Origin of the sequence: Chitinophaga sp. RCC_12 (assembly GCF_041360695.1) — a bacterium.
Classification (GTDB): domain Bacteria; phylum Bacteroidota; class Bacteroidia; order Chitinophagales; family Chitinophagaceae; genus Chitinophaga.
In genome coordinates, this window is record NZ_JBFUPS010000006.1 from 281,006 (window position 1) to 299,538 (window position 18,533).

Annotated in this window: 12 protein-coding genes; 3 read left to right on the top strand and 9 right to left on the bottom strand. The window is 47.8% G+C overall.

Going from position 1 to position 18,533, the window contains the following annotated elements; all coding sequences use genetic code 11:
- The first annotated feature begins 22 nt into the window (after positions 1-22).
- Positions 23-2,419, top strand: a complete 2,397-nt coding sequence (gene pbpC, locus AB6805_RS19500) for a penicillin-binding protein 1C (RefSeq protein ID WP_370911119.1) — start codon at positions 23-25, stop codon at positions 2,417-2,419.
- A 10-nt stretch (positions 2,420-2,429) separates the two neighbouring features.
- On the opposite strand, the gene AB6805_RS19505 is transcribed toward pbpC, so the two are convergent.
- Genes AB6805_RS19505 through AB6805_RS19530 form a run of 6 tightly spaced genes read right to left on the bottom strand, consistent with a single transcriptional unit; the run spans position 2,430 to position 14,192 of the window.
- Complete coding sequence (locus tag AB6805_RS19505) at positions 2,430-4,436, bottom strand: FAD-dependent oxidoreductase (RefSeq protein ID WP_370911120.1); 2,007 nt, start codon at positions 4,434-4,436, stop codon at positions 2,430-2,432.
- Positions 4,437-4,462: 26 nt separating this feature from the next.
- Entirely contained in the window at positions 4,463-5,686 is a 1,224-nt protein-coding gene (locus tag AB6805_RS19510; RefSeq protein ID WP_370911121.1) for an MFS transporter, read from the bottom strand.
- A gap of 13 nt (positions 5,687-5,699) precedes the next feature.
- Positions 5,700-7,394, bottom strand: a complete 1,695-nt coding sequence (locus AB6805_RS19515) for a hypothetical protein (RefSeq protein ID WP_370911122.1) — start codon at positions 7,392-7,394, stop codon at positions 5,700-5,702.
- Positions 7,395-7,396: 2 nt separating this feature from the next.
- Positions 7,397-9,007 carry an FAD-dependent oxidoreductase gene (locus tag AB6805_RS19520; protein ID WP_370911123.1) on the bottom strand — a complete coding sequence of 537 codons (1,611 nt, stop codon included), beginning with the start codon at positions 9,005-9,007 and terminating at the stop codon, positions 7,397-7,399.
- 1 nt (position 9,008) lies between these two features.
- Positions 9,009-10,712, bottom strand: a complete 1,704-nt coding sequence (locus tag AB6805_RS19525) for a RagB/SusD family nutrient uptake outer membrane protein (RefSeq protein WP_370911124.1) — start codon at positions 10,710-10,712, stop codon at positions 9,009-9,011.
- 6 nt (positions 10,713-10,718) lie between these two features.
- A complete protein-coding gene (locus AB6805_RS19530) occupies positions 10,719-14,192 on the bottom strand; it encodes a TonB-dependent receptor (protein WP_370911125.1) in 3,474 nt (1,157 codons plus the stop codon).
- Between the two features lie 150 nt (positions 14,193-14,342).
- Between AB6805_RS19530 and AB6805_RS19535 the strand changes: the two genes are divergently transcribed.
- Together AB6805_RS19535 and AB6805_RS19540 are read left to right on the top strand one after the other, a co-directional pair.
- A complete protein-coding gene (locus tag AB6805_RS19535) occupies positions 14,343-14,858 on the top strand; it encodes an RNA polymerase sigma factor (RefSeq protein WP_370911126.1) in 516 nt (171 codons plus the stop codon).
- Positions 14,859-14,868: 10 nt separating this feature from the next.
- The gene (locus AB6805_RS19540) at positions 14,869-15,996 is read left to right on the top strand and encodes a FecR family protein (RefSeq protein WP_370911127.1); all 1,128 of its coding nucleotides are present in this window, start codon (positions 14,869-14,871) and stop codon (positions 15,994-15,996) included.
- Between the two features lie 245 nt (positions 15,997-16,241).
- On the opposite strand, the gene AB6805_RS19545 is transcribed toward AB6805_RS19540, so the two are convergent.
- Genes AB6805_RS19545 through AB6805_RS19555 form a run of 3 tightly spaced genes read right to left on the bottom strand, consistent with a single transcriptional unit; the run spans position 16,242 to position 18,463 of the window.
- The gene (locus tag AB6805_RS19545) at positions 16,242-17,498 is read right to left on the bottom strand and encodes a replication-associated recombination protein A (protein ID WP_370911128.1); all 1,257 of its coding nucleotides are present in this window, start codon (positions 17,496-17,498) and stop codon (positions 16,242-16,244) included.
- Between the two features lie 15 nt (positions 17,499-17,513).
- Positions 17,514-17,945: a group III truncated hemoglobin gene (locus tag AB6805_RS19550; RefSeq protein ID WP_370911129.1), complete on the bottom strand. Its 432-nt coding sequence runs from the start codon at positions 17,943-17,945 to the stop codon at positions 17,514-17,516.
- Between the two features lie 11 nt (positions 17,946-17,956).
- Entirely contained in the window at positions 17,957-18,463 is a 507-nt protein-coding gene (locus AB6805_RS19555; protein ID WP_370911130.1) for a hypothetical protein, read from the bottom strand.
- Positions 18,464-18,533 lie beyond the last annotated feature (70 nt).

Consider the following 18,533-nt stretch of genomic DNA (forward strand, 5'->3'; position numbering starts at 1 on the left):
TTTGAACGCGCATAAAAAAATAATGAAGCCTGATATCCTTAAACAATGGTGCATCAAAAAAAAGTGGTGGCTCGCAGCCGCCGCTGTTGTCCTGATCGCCTATTATTTTTGTTTACCCAAACAACTCTTTACCAGCCCAACCTCCTATGTGCTGGAAGACAGCAACGGCGATCTGCTGAACGCCAGCATTGCACCGGATGGCCAATGGCGGTTTCCGTACAATGCGCATGTGCCGGATAAATTTGAAAAGTGTATCGTCGCATATGAAGACAAACGTTTCTATTATCACTGGGGCATAGATCCTATCGCCATAGGCCGGGCTATTAATCAAAATGCCCGTGGCAGAAAAGTCGTAAGCGGTGGCAGCACCCTCACAATGCAGGTAATACGCTTGTCGCGCAATCAGCCCCGCAATATCTGGCAAAAGATGATGGAAGCGGTGTTGGCTACCCGGCTGGAATTTGCGGCCTCTAAAAAGAAAATTATCGCTTTATATGCTGCCAATGCACCTTTCGGGGGCAATGTAGTTGGACTGGAAGCCGCCGCCTGGCGGTATTATGGCCGTAAGGCCGATTTATTGTCCTGGGGCGAAATGGCCGCGCTGGCGGTGCTGCCTAACAGCCCGGCGCTGGTACATCCCGGCCGTAACCGGGTAACGTTGCTGAATAAACGAAATCAACTACTGAATAAATTATATCACCAGCACACCATCGACAGCATCACCTGCCAGCTGGCGAAATTAGAACCCCTGCCGGATCAGCCCTTACCGTTGCCACAGGAAGCGCCGCACCTGCTGGATTTATTCCGCCGTGATTACCTGCAACAGCAAACGGACGAACCTACCCGCATCAAAACAACCCTGCAGGCCGACCTGCAACATAACGCCACCGCCATCGCCGAACGTTATCACAATGCTTATAAGGCCAACGGCATCAACAATGCAGCTGTATTGGTACTGGACGTAGAAACCGGCAACACCCTCGCGTATGTAGGAAACATTTATCATCCTTCAGATCCCGAGCTGGAAAGTCATGTGGATATTGTACAGGCGAGAAGAAGTCCGGGCAGTACATTAAAGCCCGTACTCTATGCCGCCATGCTCAACGATGGCCTCATATTGCCCAATACATTGATCCCCGATATTCCTACGCAGATAGCCGGCTATTCGCCGCAAAACTTTGACCTCGGTTACGATGGCGCGGTCCCTGCCTCCCGTGCGCTGGCAAGATCCCTCAATATCCCCGCCGTGCGCATGTTGCAGCAATACCGCTACGAACGGTTTCATTCCCTGCTGCAAAAAATGGGCATCACCACCCTCAATAAACCAGCCGATCACTATGGCTTGTCACTGATCCTTGGCGGCGGCGAAACCACCCTGTGGGAAATGTGCGGTATGTATGCCAGCATGGCCCGTACACTGCTACACCTGGATCAATATAAAGGCAGGTACGATATGGATGATATTCATCCTCCCAATTACCGGCTTAATATCCAACGCCAGTCGAAATACGGATTGAGTAAAGACGGCCTGCTGGATGCAGGCTCCATCTGGTACGCCTTTCAGGCGATGACCGAAGTGATGCGGCCGGGCGAAGAATTGCTGTGGCAGCAGTTCTCCTCTTCCCAGCGTATCGCCTGGAAAACAGGCACCAGCTTCGGCTTCCGCGACGGATGGGCAATTGGCGTAACGCCACAATATGTAGTAGGCGTATGGGTAGGAAACGCCGACGGAGAAGGCCGACCGGGCCTGATAGGCGTATCCACCGCCGCACCCATTCTCTTTGATGTTTTCCGTTTATTGCATACCAGCGGCTGGTTTAACACGCCTTATCAGCACCTGAAAAAAATTGAAGTATGCCGCAAAAGCGGGTTCCGTGCAGGCGAACTATGCGATGAAAAAGATTCCATTTATGTCCCCGCCGCCGGGATCAGGGCAGGCGTATGTCCGTACCACCAGTTGGTACATCTCGACAGAACCGGCCAGTGGCGCGTAACAGAAGCCTGCGAATCCCCCTCGCTCATGCAACATAAATCCTGGTTTGTATTGCCTCCTTCTCAGGAGTATTACTACCGTAGCAAAAACTATTATCAACAGTTGCCGCCGTATAAGCCGGATTGCCTCGCCTCACTGGGACAGGATAAGGCGCCTATGGAGCTGATCTATCCCCGGCCAGGGGCGCGTATATTCGTACCCGTTGAAATCGACGGAAAGCCTGGTCAAACCATCTTTACCGCCACTCACCGGAACAATGCCACTAAAATATTCTGGCACCTCGATAACAACTTCATAGGCGCTACCACCGAGTTTCACCAGATGGCGCTACACCCCGCAGCCGGGAAACATATTATTACACTGGTAGATGAAAACGGCGAAAGGATAGAACAATCATTTGAAATTTTAGATAAAGAAAGAGAGTAGTATAAGCATCCTATCTTCCGGGAACCAGTAATACGGCATCTGCCACAATCACGCCACCCGCTTCTTTATTGGAAATAGTGATGCCGGCTTTTTTGCCTGCCGGCAGATTAAATTTCCCTAAATGTACCCATTCACCGCTGGTCTGACCGTTTACAATCACCTTCTCTTTAACAATAGTTATCTCCCTGGATTGTTTGCCATCAAATACCATTACTTTGGTAGCGGGAGATACATTATTTATCCGCGGCAACACATAAGTGTAAATGTCATAATTTCCACCCTCCTTTATTTCCGGTATAAATTTCACGGACTTAGGCTGGTCATTTTCTGAAGAATAAAGAGCAGAAGGACCGTAAGTGCCTCCTTTTTTAAGCGACCACTTACCGGTGATTTCCACATGGGCAGCATCGTCATTATCCACCAGGATCTCTGGTGTACTGCCATTCATCAACGGATTGGCAGCCAGCAATGTCTGTATCTTTTTTACATCTACCTGCTGCACCGTGGTGTGCCCGTCAACCGCAAACGCAGCAGCTACCGCAGCGGACTGCCCCAGTACCATGAATACCGGTTCCATTCTTATAGAACCATAACCAATATGACTGGCAGATAAACAAACAGGCACCAGCAGGTTTTTACATTCGTTCTCTTTCGGTGTCAGCGACCGGTAAGCAATAGGATACGGACCGGCGCCGCCTTTTTCCACATCTCCCTCATTCTTTACCATCCCGTTAATAACAAGACGCTGGGTATTGTGAGAATCCATACCATATGCGGCCATCCCTATACCATCCGTTACCACTTCCTTCCGCTCACAATTAGCTTGCGTCATTACATATACGCCACGCATTCTGCGGGCTTCCCTGATGTACATCTGCGGGCTCCAGTGGTTGTTATCAGCGTATTCATCTTTAGGATATCCCCAGTTCAGCATAAACCGGCGCACACTGTCCGGTATACGGGGATCATGCCCGATAAAATACAGCAGCCCCTTGTTGTACAGTTCATGTTCCTTTTGGATTTTTTCCCTGGTAGCGTAATCCCCGTCCGGGTATTCCCAATTCCTGCCTATCATATCAGTAGAAAAGCCACCACCATTGTTGATGTCTGTTTTATGATTAGGCATCAGGTCAAATTTCAGGATCTCCCGGATATCATTAGGTGTAGTGAGCTTTGCTATATAGCGGGGCAATATTTCATACCGGCTGGAATCATAATCTTCCGGGCGGGTAATAGGTATAAGATTAGCAGGGTCGTCGGTTAAACAGATCCGGAAATTATAAGCCTGCACATGGTTATCGCCGCTTCCTATGGGCGCCAGCGCGGCGTTGCTGATGCCCCACAGCAAGCCACTGGATGGATTGCCGGGTATCTTATACGGGTCTACACCGTCGGGTACCTGGTTGCCATGCTGCGGTGTAGCAGGAGGCTGCACCTGCACGCCATTGTACGATTCGTTGTAAACAGCGGAAGATTCCCTTCCTACCGTATAAGATACACCGGCCCTTGCCATCAGGTCACCTTCATAGGAACAATCAATAAACACGGTTGCACGGATATGTTTTTGTTGCTTCGATGGAGTCGCTGTGTTCTCCACTGAGATCTCCTTAATAAAACCATTTTCCTTTACCGCCGCCACCATCCTCGACTGGTAAAGCACCGGCACATTCGCTTCCCTGATATACTGCATAAATACATCCTCTGCCACATGCGGCTCAAATATCCACGACTCAAACTGCCCGTAATGTTTGCCTACCCTGCGGTAAAAATCAATACCCAAACCGGTAACCGCATACTTGTTGCCGATATCAGTGTACCCCAGACCGCCGGATGACATACCGCCAAGGTGCTTACCCGGCTCAATCAGCAATACCGACTTCCCCATTTTCTTTGCGGTATAAGCCGCTATTACACCACCGGAGGTGCCGCCATACACGCATATATCATACGTTTCCTGCGACTTTGCAGCCATCGAAAAAATAAGACCCGCCAGTAAAAGAAAGTTTTTCTTCCTCATTATATATGTTTTGAAGAGATAATAATTTATTCTGTGTAGTTAAGATCTTTGGAAAATGTTTCTTCCATCTTCCATACTGCCAGCAGCGCAAGTATAATGGTAACAATGCCCACCATACCCGCAGCAACGGTAACGCCTGAATGATTTTTCAGCAACAGGAATGCAGGCGTAAAAATATTCACGCTGCCACGTACAAAATTGGGAACCGTAGTGGCCACCGTTGCCCGCATATTGGTACCAAATTGTTCTGCGGCAATCGTTACAAACAACGCCCAGTAACCAATGGCATATCCCAGCAAACCGCACAGTGAATAAAAGACAACAATACTCTGCGACCGCTGACTTAAGTAAACAACTATCGCCGCACAGGTAAGCATCACAAAAATAAGCACCGTTTTCCTCCTGCTTCTTAAATACTGGCTTAACAAGCCACTGCTCATATCTCCCAGCGAAAGCCCGATATAACAGAACATCACTGCTTTTCCTGCTTCCACAGCTGTAGTAAGACCAATCGCCTTTCCGAACTCCGGCGAAAAAGTAATCAGGATCCCGATCACGAACCAGATAGGTAACCCGATCATAATACATCTCAGGTATTTAAAAAATATTTTACCGGAAGAAAATAAGGAGAAGAAATTACCGCGTGATCTTTGTGCTTTTTTTACTTCTTTAAAAATACCCGATTCAAATACATTAAACCGCAGTACAAGCAATGCCAATCCCAATCCGCCGCCAATAAAATAAGCAATCTTCCAGTCGAAAAGGTCTGCTATAAAATAGGCCAGCACTGCTCCCAGCACGCCCACTGACGCCACTATGGCGGTACCATAACCGCGTATTTCCTTTGGCAGTATTTCCGCCACCAAAGTAATGCCGGCGCCCAGTTCCCCCGCCAGCCCTATCCCTGCGATAAAACGCAACAGGGCATATTGATCAACTGTAGTCACAAAACCATTCAGGATGTTGGCCACCGAGTATAACAGGATGGAACCAAACAATACAGACAGCCGTCCTTTTTTATCTCCCAATACTCCCCAAAAAATTCCGCCGAGCAACATTCCCGCCATCTGCATATTGATCAGGTAAATGCCCTTTTCCATCAGTTCACTTTCTGCCACGTGCAGGGCTCTTAAGCTCGGCATGCGCACAATGCTGAACAGCAGCAGATCGTAGATGTCAACAAAATAACCCAACGCCGCTACAATCACCGGGATGGAAAGCAGCTGGCCTGCCCTTGTACTCTTTTGCATAATGTGTAGTTGATTATTGGTGAATACCGGCTACTTTATGGGTTTCGACAGGATTGTGCTGCATCCTGATCCGCCATAAAAGTTCTTCAATGGAAACAACCTTTGTTCCTTTATCAAGGAGGTCCTTTGTCCATTTAACCGGTGTTACGCCGCGTTGGGCGGTAGTAATGCTTTTATCTTTAGTAACAATGGAATGATGTGTGGCACTGTCGCTGAAATGCGACCAGGCATGCACAATGGTCCAGTTCAGTTGTTTGCTTCCTGAAGAAGATGATGCGTTGTCGTTGTTTATCCAGCCTGCCAGCTGCACCGGATCACCGGAGCCTTGCTTGCTCAGGTTGGCCCATAGCTGGTATTTACAGGTAACGACAGGTATCTCTGTTCCTTTTTTATTTTTCACCCAGAAAACTTTTCCATAACCGCCATTATAAGGCGAATACTGCACGGCTATCATACCGGTGAGGTCTTCTATTTCTTCCGCATAGATCCTGTAGGCTTCCAACGCCTGCTCACCCGAAACATCTTTACAGATAAATCCGAAAACTTTTGCGCCGGTTCTTTTCATCTGCGTGTTGATCATACCGGCATATTCCCGGAGCAGCTTAGCTGGTTCCGGTCTTGACCTGGCAAAGAGATCCGGGTAATAATAGCCGGCGCCATACTCCACTATGGAGTTGTGTTTGGGCTGGGAGTTCGCCAGGCAGGTATACACATCGCTCCCCGCCTGGGCAAGGTTGAGCACACAAGTGGTAAAAGACATCGGGATATCTTCATTATAAGGGTTACTCCAATAGTCTTTGTTGTGTAGAAAATTGCCAAATGTCCACTGCATGTTATCGCCATCGCTCATTACAAAGGCATGATAGTTTAGCTGTTCCTGCCAGTTGATGTTCCGGGGATCAATAGAACGGACCTGCGGCAATTTATTTACCGGCGAAATCGATAACAACGCCAGGTTCATGCACCAATCCGAAGCAGTATTAATCAAACCCCAGCGGGTGCAAGGTGCTACGTGTTTAAATTCTTCTCCTTTATTCCATCCTATTACCGGAGAAAGCGGCTTTACCCACCTGATAATGGATTGGAAAATAGTATCCACGCCATAATAAACCATAGTTTTCTGCGCAATCGCGTAATCCCTGTTATTGGAATAAGCCGGGTTGGCAATCACCAGCGCATGGGGATTCAGCTCCGGCAGTAAGGCAAGAAGGCTGGCTTCCTTAACATCAGCTTTGGTGGCATCATATAATTTTTTCAGCCCCTTACTGCTGGCCATGGCTTCCTGTGTAATATCTATCAGCACCCCTTTTTTAAGGGCGGCGTAAATAGTAGCCAGGTTAATGGAGTTATCATTTCTGCTGAAGTCATAAAGGATGTAACCTTTGATAATTCCCCTGGCTTTGTATCTTTCTACCAGTTGCCAGGTAGTAAACGTACCCGGCACTTTAGCTTTTAATCTTGCTACCAGTGAATGAAAATAAACGCTGTAGCCGGGATTGGATGTTTCAATCCACACGCCTTCATCGCCAGTGCCTTCATTCAGCGCCTGTGCAGCCAGCCCGGCAACAGACTGCGCCAGGTTCATTTCACGTATATCCGAACTATGTTTTATGGCAGCAATTACAATTGACCGCGGTGCTTTTTGCCCTGGCCACCAGCCAGCATGGGCCGGCAGCCAGAACAGCAATAAAAAGATAAATACTCGCATTTTTAGTCTATTGACGCTGGTGCAGGCAAGTCGCTAAGTTGCTTTATTTTCGACTCCAGCTTTGCTCCCTGTGCTATTAATTTATTACCCAATACTTTCGTATCCACATCCTGCACGGCTTTATTTTCCTTAACAGCCAATGCCGCCGCTGCGCCTGCTGCCTGCCCCATGATCATATACTGCGGCTCCATCCGGATGGTGGCATATACCACATGACTTACCGATATACACACGGTTACCAGTAAATTGCTGGCTTCTTTTTTCTTTGGCAACAGCACGCGGTAAGGTATCTGGTAAGGAATATGCTTCATCCGTTCAGGTTCGGTACGTTGTAACCCACCTTCATATTTGAGACGGCCTTTACTGTCGGCGTAACCCTGTACACGATGCACATCCAGGCCATAGGAGCCCAGGCCAACAGGATCTGGTTTCTGCATTTCCGAAATCACATCTTTCTGTGTCATCACCCAATCACCGGTCATGCGACGGGCCTCACGCACATATAACTCATAAGGCCAGTTATTATTATCTGCAAATTCATCTTTCGACAATCCCCATTGATTAAACACATTCCTGAATTCGGCAGGCAAACGTGGATCATTTGCCAGGAAATAAACATACCCCGCTACATAATCAATATGGTCCTGCCATATTTCCGCCCTGCGCTTATACGAACCATCAGGATAGTCCCAGTTACCGCCAACATAATCTGCCATGTTAAGATCTACTTTACTGTTGGGTATTTTTCCCATACCGGGAAACAACTTTGCAGCGGCTTCCGCAGCGCCCAGTTTTTCAATGGCATCCATAGTTGAATAATAAAGTTCAATGTACCTGGCAGGATCATATGTGGCCGGTTTAGGATAAGGTACCTGGTTCGCTTTATTGTTGGTAAGGGAAAGTCTGAAGTTATAAGACTGGGTTTTCTTATCGCCCGCGCCTATTGGCCCCGGAGGTGTTGGCTGGATGCCAGGCAATAATTTCCCGTTTTCAAAAGCGCTCCTGGTGCCGGAGCCTTCCCTGATACCGGCAGAATACTCATCGTACAAACTCTGTGCTTCCCGGCCCACGATATACGATACGCCTGAAAACGCCATCAGGTCGCCTTCATAGGTGGCATCAATAAATACTTTGGCAGAAAAAGAAGCGCCGTTCTCCATGGTAATCGCGGTTATTTTTCCCTCTTTCTTTTTAACGCCGTTCTTTTCTTTCAAACGGTGATTAAAAAATACCGTCACGTTGGCTTCTTTCACCATATCGTTTAATATTTTTTCGGCTACATGCGGTTCAGGAAACCAGGCCACCGTATCAGTGAGACCGTAATACTTACCGCAGCGCTGGTATACTTCCTTCGCATATCCGCCGATCACGTCTTTACGACCGAGATCAGTCGCAGAAAGGCCGCCGGTGACCATGCCGCCGAGATGCTTCTTTGGTTCCAGTATGGCTACTTTAAGCCCTTCACGCGCCGCTGTAACCGCCGCCATTACGCCGGATGCGGTGCCGCCGTATACTACCACATCATATTCAGCCGGCGCCATACTGTTGGCGGAAACAGAAAATGGTAAGATCATTCCAATGACCCATTTGATTAATACGCTTCTTACTTTCATTTTAGTAATTCGGGTTTTGTTTAAAGTTTGCTTTGTTGGTAGACAAGTCTATTTCAGATTGTGGAATAGGAAACAGGTAATGCTTTGCCGGATCAAAACTGGTGGCTGTATTTACAATTTTCGTATTGCCGGGATCCCGGTTCTTTTTCAGGAATGCCTCAAACCTGCCTGTGCGCGCGAGATCGAACCAGCGTTGAAATTCAAAACAAAGCTCCCTGGCGCGTTCCATCAGTATTTCATCGGTGGTAATATCTGCAGCAGTATAATCATTAAAGCCCGGCGTTTGTGCGGCGGTAACGGGAACACCGCTGGCATCCAGTCCGCGGGCGCGTTGCCTCACTTTGTTGATCGCAGCCAGCCCTTCTGCAGAAATGGTCCCGTTCATTTTATAATCCGCTTCCGCAAACATCAGCAACACATCTGCAAAGCGCAGCACAATCACATTGTTGGGACAATTGGAATACAGGTATTGCGAAGTGGTTTGCCAGGAAGCCCCCCAGCGGTATTTGGTAACGCCGCAACGCCCCAGGATGGTTTGGTTGTAAGCATCCGGCGAGTAGGGCGAAGCCCAGATATACGTTAATTTAGACGGTGCATTATTCGCCACATTGATCATGGAATCGGAAAGGTTCCATACCCTTCTTTTATCATAATCCACGTCTTTCGGCGTTTTCTTGTAGTAGGTATAAAACTTTGGCACATACACCAGGTTATTCACGCCGGCCATGGAATTGGTGTAATAAAGTGGATTACCGTTCACGGTGCCACCGGTGTAGGCCATCCCATATTCTTTAGTCCACTGTGTGCCGTAAGGCACGACCGGACTGAACTGCAATTCAAACAACGATTCCCTGTTCACATTTTTATTCTCAATTTTGAACACATCTCCGTACACCGGCAGCAGATCGGCACCACTGTTATCTTTCACGTCCTTCAACGCTTCCCAGGCTTTTGCATACAACACTTTTACATCCATCGTTATATCCTTGTAGCCATCCACTTTGCCCGTTTGTTTGGTAAGCGCAGTTTCCTTTGCAGAAGCCATGGTGAGATATACTTTGCCCAGCAGCGTTTTGGCGGCCCATTGATTGGCATGTCCGTCGTTTGTTTTTTGGGTTGTTAATACCCCATCCTGGGCAGCAAAGGTGAGATCGCTGAGAATGAAGTCATACACTTCTTTAAGGGGTCTTCTGGGAAGACCGTAATCAAATTTCCCGCTGATCGGCGTCTCTATGATGGGAATATCCCCAAAAGCCTGTACCAGCCGGAAGTACACAAAGGCGCGGATAAAACGGGCTTCTCCTGTAATCACTTTCCTGTCGGCATCAGAGATAGTGGCAACTTTAGCGGCAGCATCAATAACAATGTTAGCCCTTGCCGCAATTTCATAGTGCCTGATCCAGTATTCATAGATCGATCCTTCGCTTACAGAAAAAGTATAGCGGTCGAAATTGAAGCGTACGCCGGAAGTTCCTTTGAACATGGCTTCATCTGTACCTATTTCTGTCATGAACAGCGGGGTATTGGTATATACGCCAAACAGGTCTTTTGCGGAAGAATACATTCCTACAATTCCTGCGTCCAGTGTGGACTTGTCAACAAAAAAGTTATCGGTGGTATATTGTGTTTGCGGTTTTTCTTCCAGAAATTTTTTACAGGAAGAAAAAAGTACGATTGTACATGCAAGTATAATAGCTGATTTCATAACCATTTAGAATTGAGCTTTTAAACCGAATGAGTATACCCTGGAGCGTGGATAGGAGGCGTAGTCCAATGATGGCATCAGGTCCCCGAAACCTCCCTGGCGGGTGTTTACCTCCGGATCATACCCGGAGTATTTTGTGCTGATCCAGAGATTTTTACCGCTTACAAAAAGCGTGATATTCCCCACATTCCGCGCAGTAAAATGATAAGACAACGTTACATCGCTCAGGCGGATAAAACTGCCATCTTCTATCCAGTCGGATAACATCAGCAATTCTTCCGGGCTACCGGGCATGCGGTAGCTATTATTCGGATTCCCTTTTTCAACCAGTTCCCCTGATGTCATATCATATAAAGACGGACGCCAGGCGTTAACGGATCCTTTCGACATATTATTTGTGCTCCTTCCGGCTTCCATTGCCACCCTGTTGGCATTGTACAGTTTATTGCCATAACTGTACTGCACCACCACATTCAGATTAAATGCTTTGTACCGGAGTGAATTAGTGAGGCCGCCGGTAAAGGACGGTTGTCCCTGCCCCAGCACCACACGGTCGGCTGCATTAATGATACCGTCGCCGTTCTGGTCAATAAACTTCCTCGTTCCAGGCCGTATTTTACTGATAGCCTGTCCGTTGATCACGGTAAGCCCCGATGCATCTATTTCCGCCTGCGACTGGAAAATTCCGTTTGTTTGGTATCCGAACCATTGCCCGATCGGCTGACCGTTCCTGATAATAGCGGTGGTACCAATCCCGGCTACCACGGCAGGGTCGAGACCGAGATCCGGTCCTATTTCCACCGCCTTTGAGCGGTTAACGCCAATGTTGGCATCCAGGTTCCAGCCAAATTGCGCCCGGGTAATCAGCGGAGAGCTGATATTAAACTCAAACCCGCTGTTCTGGATGGAACCGAGATTGTTCCATGAACTCCGGTAACCGCTGTAACCAGGCGTAATTTGTTGTATCAGCAGGTCTTTGGTCCGCTTCAGGTACCAGTCGGCCGTAATATTTACTTTATCGTTCCATAACCCGAGGTCCATGCCGGCGTCCACCTGTGTAGTGGTTTCCCATTTGAGGGAAGCGTTTTCAGGTCTTTCCACCACTACCCCAAAATCGGGGGTGTTACCATCCATCGGGGAAAAGTAGGTAGTAATCGTAGATAGTGTCAGGTAAGACGGGATCGCCGTATTGCCGCTTTGTCCCAGGCTTGCGCGGAACTTTAAGTTACTGATCGCGTGTACGGATTTCAGGAACTTTTCATCGCTGGCTCTCCAGGCTACTGCGGCGGAAGGGAAGTAGCCCCACTTGTTATCTTTACTGAAGCGGGAAGACCCGTCGGCCCTCATGGTAAGTGTGGCCATATATTTTTGGCGGTAACTGTACTCCGCCCTTCCCAGGAAAGAGGCCATCGTCCATTTGGTAATGTTATAGGTGGGTATTACCGGTACGGTGCCGTTTCCCAGGCCATATGGTCCCAGCAACTCTATATCGTAATGCTGGTTTTCGGCGGTAACAAGACTCGCTTTATTCTGTTCAAAGATGGCGCCCCCCATGATATTAATACTGTGGTCCCTGCCTATATTGCCTTTATAGTACAGCAGGTTTTCATTCATCAGTTTATCAGTGGCACCTCTTGCCAGCACGGCGCGTCCGCCGTACTTGGCACCAGAAGATGTATTCTTGGGATAATAGGCATCTGTATTGGTATTTACGGCAGAATAATTGGCCGTTGTACGAAAGGTGAAATGCCTGTTAATGCTCCATTCCAGCGCCAGGCGCGTTACCCATTCTGCATTGGACCTTTTATTGGTGACATTCTTTGCCAGCGAATAGGGATTGGTGCTGATGTAACCTTCCACGCCCTCATTATCTTCAATATCGGAAAAGCTCAGCGGCTTTACCGGCTGCTGGCTGAACATACTGGTGATAACACTGTTGGAGGTGATGCCGCCGTTCTGTGAACCGGAGATAAAACCGTTGATGGTCGTCCGGCTGCCGGAAATGTTGCTGGTCAGGGTTACTGCGGGTGATAGTTTCTGTTGAAAATTAAACCGCCCGTTAAAGCGCTCATAGCCGCTGTAAACGATCAGTCCTCCCTGGTTGAGGTAACCGCCCATAAAGGAAAACTTCGTGTCTTTTGAGCCCCCGGAAGCGATAATACGGTATTCCTGTATGGCGCTGTTCTGAAACATGGCCTTTTGCCAGTCGGTATTTGTTGAATCGGGGTTATTATAGTTGTACCAGTCGTGATACGTTTCATCGGTGGCTACTCCCCAGAAACCGGCAGATTTGCCTAATGGTGCATCCCGGTAATAGGTATAGCCGGTGAGTTCCGTGGCTGGTTTATTTGGGTCCGTGGCATCTGCAGGCGTGTAAGTATAGGCCGAAGCCAGGAAGCGGGCATGCGCGTACTCCGAAGCGTCCATTACGCCTACCAGGTGGCCGGGTGTCTGAAAACCGGTGTTGGCGTACAGTTCCACCACTGTTTTTCCTGCCTTGCCGGTTTTGGTGGTGATCATGATAACGCCGTTGGCGCCCCGGGCGCCGTAAATAGCGGTGCCGGAAGCATCTTTCAAAATCTCAATGGATTCAATATCTCCCGGGTTAATATCATTGGCATTTTCCTGCATCACCCCATCTATTACATACAAGGGGGTGCTTCCGCCACTGATGGAGCTGGCCCCGCGGATGCGGATGGTGCTTTCAGAACCGGGCGTGCCATCGTTCTGCGTGATCTGCACACCGGCGGCTTTGCCTTTCATGGCGTCTGCCAGGGAAAACAATGTTCGCTCCGACATGGCTTCCTTTGAGATAGAGGATACGGATGCGGTCACATCTTTCTTCTTCACCGTACCATAACCTATTACCAGCACGTCGTTCAGGGTAGATCCTTCGCCCATCAGGCTTACATTGATCTGCGAACGGTTTTTTACGGGCACTTCCCGGCTTTGAAAACCGATATAAGATACCACCAGTATCCCCGCACCGTGCGTAACATCTGGGAGGTCAAATTCCCCTTTTTCATTGGTAACGCCACCCTTATCGGTACCTTTCAGTTTCACGGAGGCGCCGGGCAGCAGTACGCCTTTCTGGTCTGTGATCTTCCCCGAAATACGCATAACAGTATCCGTTAATGCAGGCGCATTGCGCGTGGAATCCGGGGGCAGACCTTCCTTTTTTTTAATGTAAATGACCTTATCGCGGTACTGCCAGGTAAAACCGTTTCCCAATACGGCTTTCAGTACTTCCTGGAGAGCCGCCTCTTTCAGGTTCAGCGACACCTTTTGCTGGTCGTTGATCTGCTGATTGCTGTAAAATAAGTCGTAGCCCGTTTTTGCGGTAATCTGATTAAAAATTTCCTTTAACGATACATTCCTGACATTCAATGAAATTTTGTCTGACGGCAATTGGCCACTGGCCGGGATAAAGTAAAAACATGACAATAGAAAAATAAAAGCACCTCGTACATAATGTGGCATACGTTCAGTTTTTCAAGTACGTGAAATTTGTTCTATAGACAACTTTTGCCCGTAACGGGTGACAAATTTTTTATACTGTTTTGAATATTTTTTTTGTTTAGGTTTGTAAAAGAAATTCCAACCTGTTCCTCGTTAGATTGCTGCTATAAGATGTCAGAACAAAACCAGAAAGCATTCGGTGAAATATTCTCTGTTCATTACAGAAGAATGGTAATGGAGGCATTTTACCTGCTGAGGGATGAGCAGCAGGCTAAAGATGTGGTACAGGAAATATTTATTGATCTGTGGCATAAACAAAACCTGGAAGATATTCTATCCATAAAAGCATACCTGACCCAAAGCGTCCGCAACAGGTGTCTTAACTTAAAAAAATCAGAGAAGTCGCGCGAGCAGAAAGAATTAGGATATCAATATGCGGTGCAGTCGGATACCGCTGTAATAAAAGTACACGGAGACGAAGATCAGGCCTTGCAATACCAGCAGAGGGCCGATCATTTATTACAGGTAATGGGGGAATTGCCGCCAAAAACCGCGCGGATCTTCCAGTTGTATTATATAGAAAAGAAAAGCCGTAATGATGTAGCGGCAGAATTAGGGGTGAGCATTAATACTGTTAAAACAGTACTATCCCGCGCCCTGCAATTTTTACGAAAGAAAATGCTTTGAGCTCAAATATATGGACCATACTGCGGAAGAAATAAAAAGCCTGATGATAGATAAACTGGACAATCATATTGATCCGGAAGATGAGCTGTTGCTACAGCGCCTGATTTCGGAACAGGAAGATGTACAGCTGATGTGGGAGGAAATGCAGCAGCTCTTCTCTGTTGGCAAAGGCAAGGTAATGATGGAGAAACTGGATACGCGCGAAGAATGGGCCAACCTAAACAATGAGTTGAAAAAAACACGGAGAAAAAAGATTACGCGGTACATCGGCATCGCAGCCGGCATTGCTGCCGCTGCAACAGCTGTTTTGCTGTACCTGAAATTGCCTGAAGCAACTCACCAAAAATCCATCGCCGCTACAGCGCCGGCCAAAGCCATTCTGCTGAAAATTGACGACGGCAAAGAAATTGATCTTACTGGTAGCGGCAGCCAGGCTATTGTAGCCGGAGATGCCCGCTTTCATAACAATGGGAAGGTATTAACCCTGCAGGGGGGCGCCAGCAATCAATGGAGTACGATCAGCGTTCCAACCGGAATGGATTACCAGGTAAAGTTATCTGACAGCTCTGTACTCTGGCTGAATGCTGCTACCACCGCGCATTTCCCGGTGAACTTCACCGGCAACACCCGTGAAATAGAGATCAGGGGAGAAGCTTACCTGCAGGTGGCGAAAGACGCTTCGCGGCCTTTTATCGTGCATTTGCCCGGCGGCGCAGCCATAGAAGTACTGGGCACCGCTTTCAATATCAACTCCTATGATCCCGCAGCAGTAAAAGTTGCACTGGTGGAAGGAAGTGTAAATATGCGCACATCCACGCAAACCGTAGGATTGAAGCCCGGTTACCAGGCACGGGTTACTGCCGGTGCGCCTGTACAGGTAGCTGTTTTTGATGAGCGGCAGGTGCTGTCGTGGATGAAAGGACAATACATATTTTACAATACGCCCGTACACGAAATTGCACTGACCCTTCAGCGCTGGTACGATGTACAGGTAGTGATAGATAACCCCGCAGTAGGGAAGAAGTGTTTTACAGGGGTTATTAACAAACAAAAGAAACTCCAGGACTTCCTCGATAACCTCATTTCAACAGCTGAAGTGAGTTATTATTTCCAGGAAGGTGTTTTGCATTTTAAATAGGGGGAGTGTATAGGGAGTGTATGAGAAGTGTATCATGAGTGTATCACGAGTGTATAGTGAGTGTATGGGGACTATATAGGGACTGTATGGGGACTATATGGGGAGTACGACACATACGCTACTCCTAAGTATCTGAGAAGTATCCGAGAAGTATCGGAGAAGTATCCGGGAAGTAACGCCTGCATAAAGACAAAGCGGCCTGTTCAGCAAACTGAACAGGCCGCTTTGTCTTTATTACTTTATCTTTAATAATTATATTTTTCCTTCCACAAACTTTTCAGGTAATTCCTCAATTCATTTTCACGCGGGTTATTTCCCGGATCATAAAACTTCGTTCCCTTGATGGCATCCGGCAGAAATTCCTGTATAACAAAATTGTTTTCATAACTATGTGCATAGGCATACCCTTTGCCATAGTCCATTTCTTTCATCAATTTCGTAGGGGCGTTCCTGATATGCAAAGGCACAGGCAGGTCACCGGTTTTAGCGACTACCGACTGCGCCGCGCTGATAGCAGCAACCGCTGCATTGCTTTTGGCAGAAGCAGCAAGGTAGGTAACGCATTGCGACAGGATAATCCTTGATTCAGGAAAGCCGATCAGGTTTACGGCCTGGAAGCAGCTGGTAGCCAGCAACTGCGCATTGGGATTGGCATTGCCGATATCTTCCGACGCCAGGATTACCAGCCTGCGGGCGATGAATTTCACATCTTCTCCACCATCGATCATGCGGGCGAGATAGTACAATGCCGCATTGGGATCACTGCCCCGGATGGACTTGATAAACGCGGAGATAATATCGTAGTGCTGTTCTCCTTTTTTATCGTAGATGGCAACCCGTTGCTGGGCGATGTCCATTACTTTTTTATCGGTAATCACAAGCGGATCTTCCCGTAAAGTAGTCACCACCAGTTCAAAAAGATTGAGCAGTTTACGTGCGTCTCCGCCGGAAATATTAAACAGGGCGCTGGTTTCCTTTATCTCAATATTTTTACTGCGCAGCCACTCATCCCGTTCCATGGCCTGTTGCAGCAGCTGCATCAGCTGATCGTTGCCGAGAGGTTTCAATACATACACCTGGCTGCGGGATAACACCGCCGCATTTACCTCAAAAGAAGGGTTCTCGGTAGTGGCGCCGATAAGCGTAATGATGCCTTTCTCTACAGCGCCCAGCAGGGCATCCTGCTGTGATTTATTAAACCGGTGGATCTCATCAATAAATAGCACAGCATGCTGTTGCCGCCGGGCCATTTCTATCACTTCCCTCACTTCCTTCACCCCGGCCGATATAGCACTGAGTGTATAAAAAGGCACCTGTAATGTATGCGCAATGATGTTGGCAATAGTTGTTTTTCCAACACCGGGAGGACCCCACAAAATCATGGAAGGAATCATTCCCTGCTCTATCGCTTTTCTTAAAATACTGTCCTTGCCGGTAAGATGTTCCTGCCCCACCAGTTCATCCAACGTTACCGGTCTTAACCGCTCCGCTAATGGTTGCATACTACACTTATTGGTTTATTGTTTATTGCCCGGGTTAACGAGCGGAATTTGATTGCCGGTACCAGGATGATTGATCTGGTTCATTTTAAACGACATGATCCCTTTTACAGACCGGGCGCGGGTAACTGCCAGTGCGGCTTTCTCTCCCGTAAAACTTTCGGCGACGGTGGCTTCAAACAGTTGCAGCCAGCGGTCAAAATATACAGGCTCCAATGGGATCAGCTTATTCAGCTTAAAATGAGGATCCATCACATTTCCCTTATAATTACCGCCATCCAGCAAAATCCCTTCCCAAAAATTATACATAATGGGCAGGTGATGCGGCCAGTCTACCTTTGCTACATCATTAAAAATAAAGCCGATCAGATCGTCCGCTTTTACTTTATCATAAAAACTGTTTACCAGTAATATGATATCATCCCTGTTGGCTATCTCCCGCTTTTCCATAACTCTGTTTTTTATTCTTCATGTTCTTCGCTCCTCCCGCCCTGCAGTTGCAGCCACTGGCGGAGATACCGGAACGATAACCCTATATTCAACACGATCAAACTTCCCACCACCAGCAGAAAAACGCCTATCGGCGCTATCAGGGTTTGTTTAACCGCCGCCTGCTGGTCTGGCGGCAGATTGTCGATCTCCGCCTTCATCTGCTCCGGCGTAACCAGCAATATGGTTAATCCCGACAAAATGAGCAGCACAGAAAATATCAGCCCTATTGTACCCATAAATCTCATGCCACCCGGCGTACTCTCTTTCAGCGGAATTTCCGGTAATAACAGGCTCCGCTGAAGATATAATGATAAAACGCTATGAATAAAACAGGCCCCCATAGAAAGCAGGAATACAATTGACCCGAAGTTGGTACCCAGAAAAAGTATGCTGGACAAGAGCATGAATGTGAAAATACCGGATATCATCAATACTATAGCCGTGGTAACCCTGTACAATTTAAACCTGAAATCCATTTATATGTTAATTTACGTAACACAAACCTACCTAATTATTTAGAGATTCCGGGATTTGATCGGCAACAGC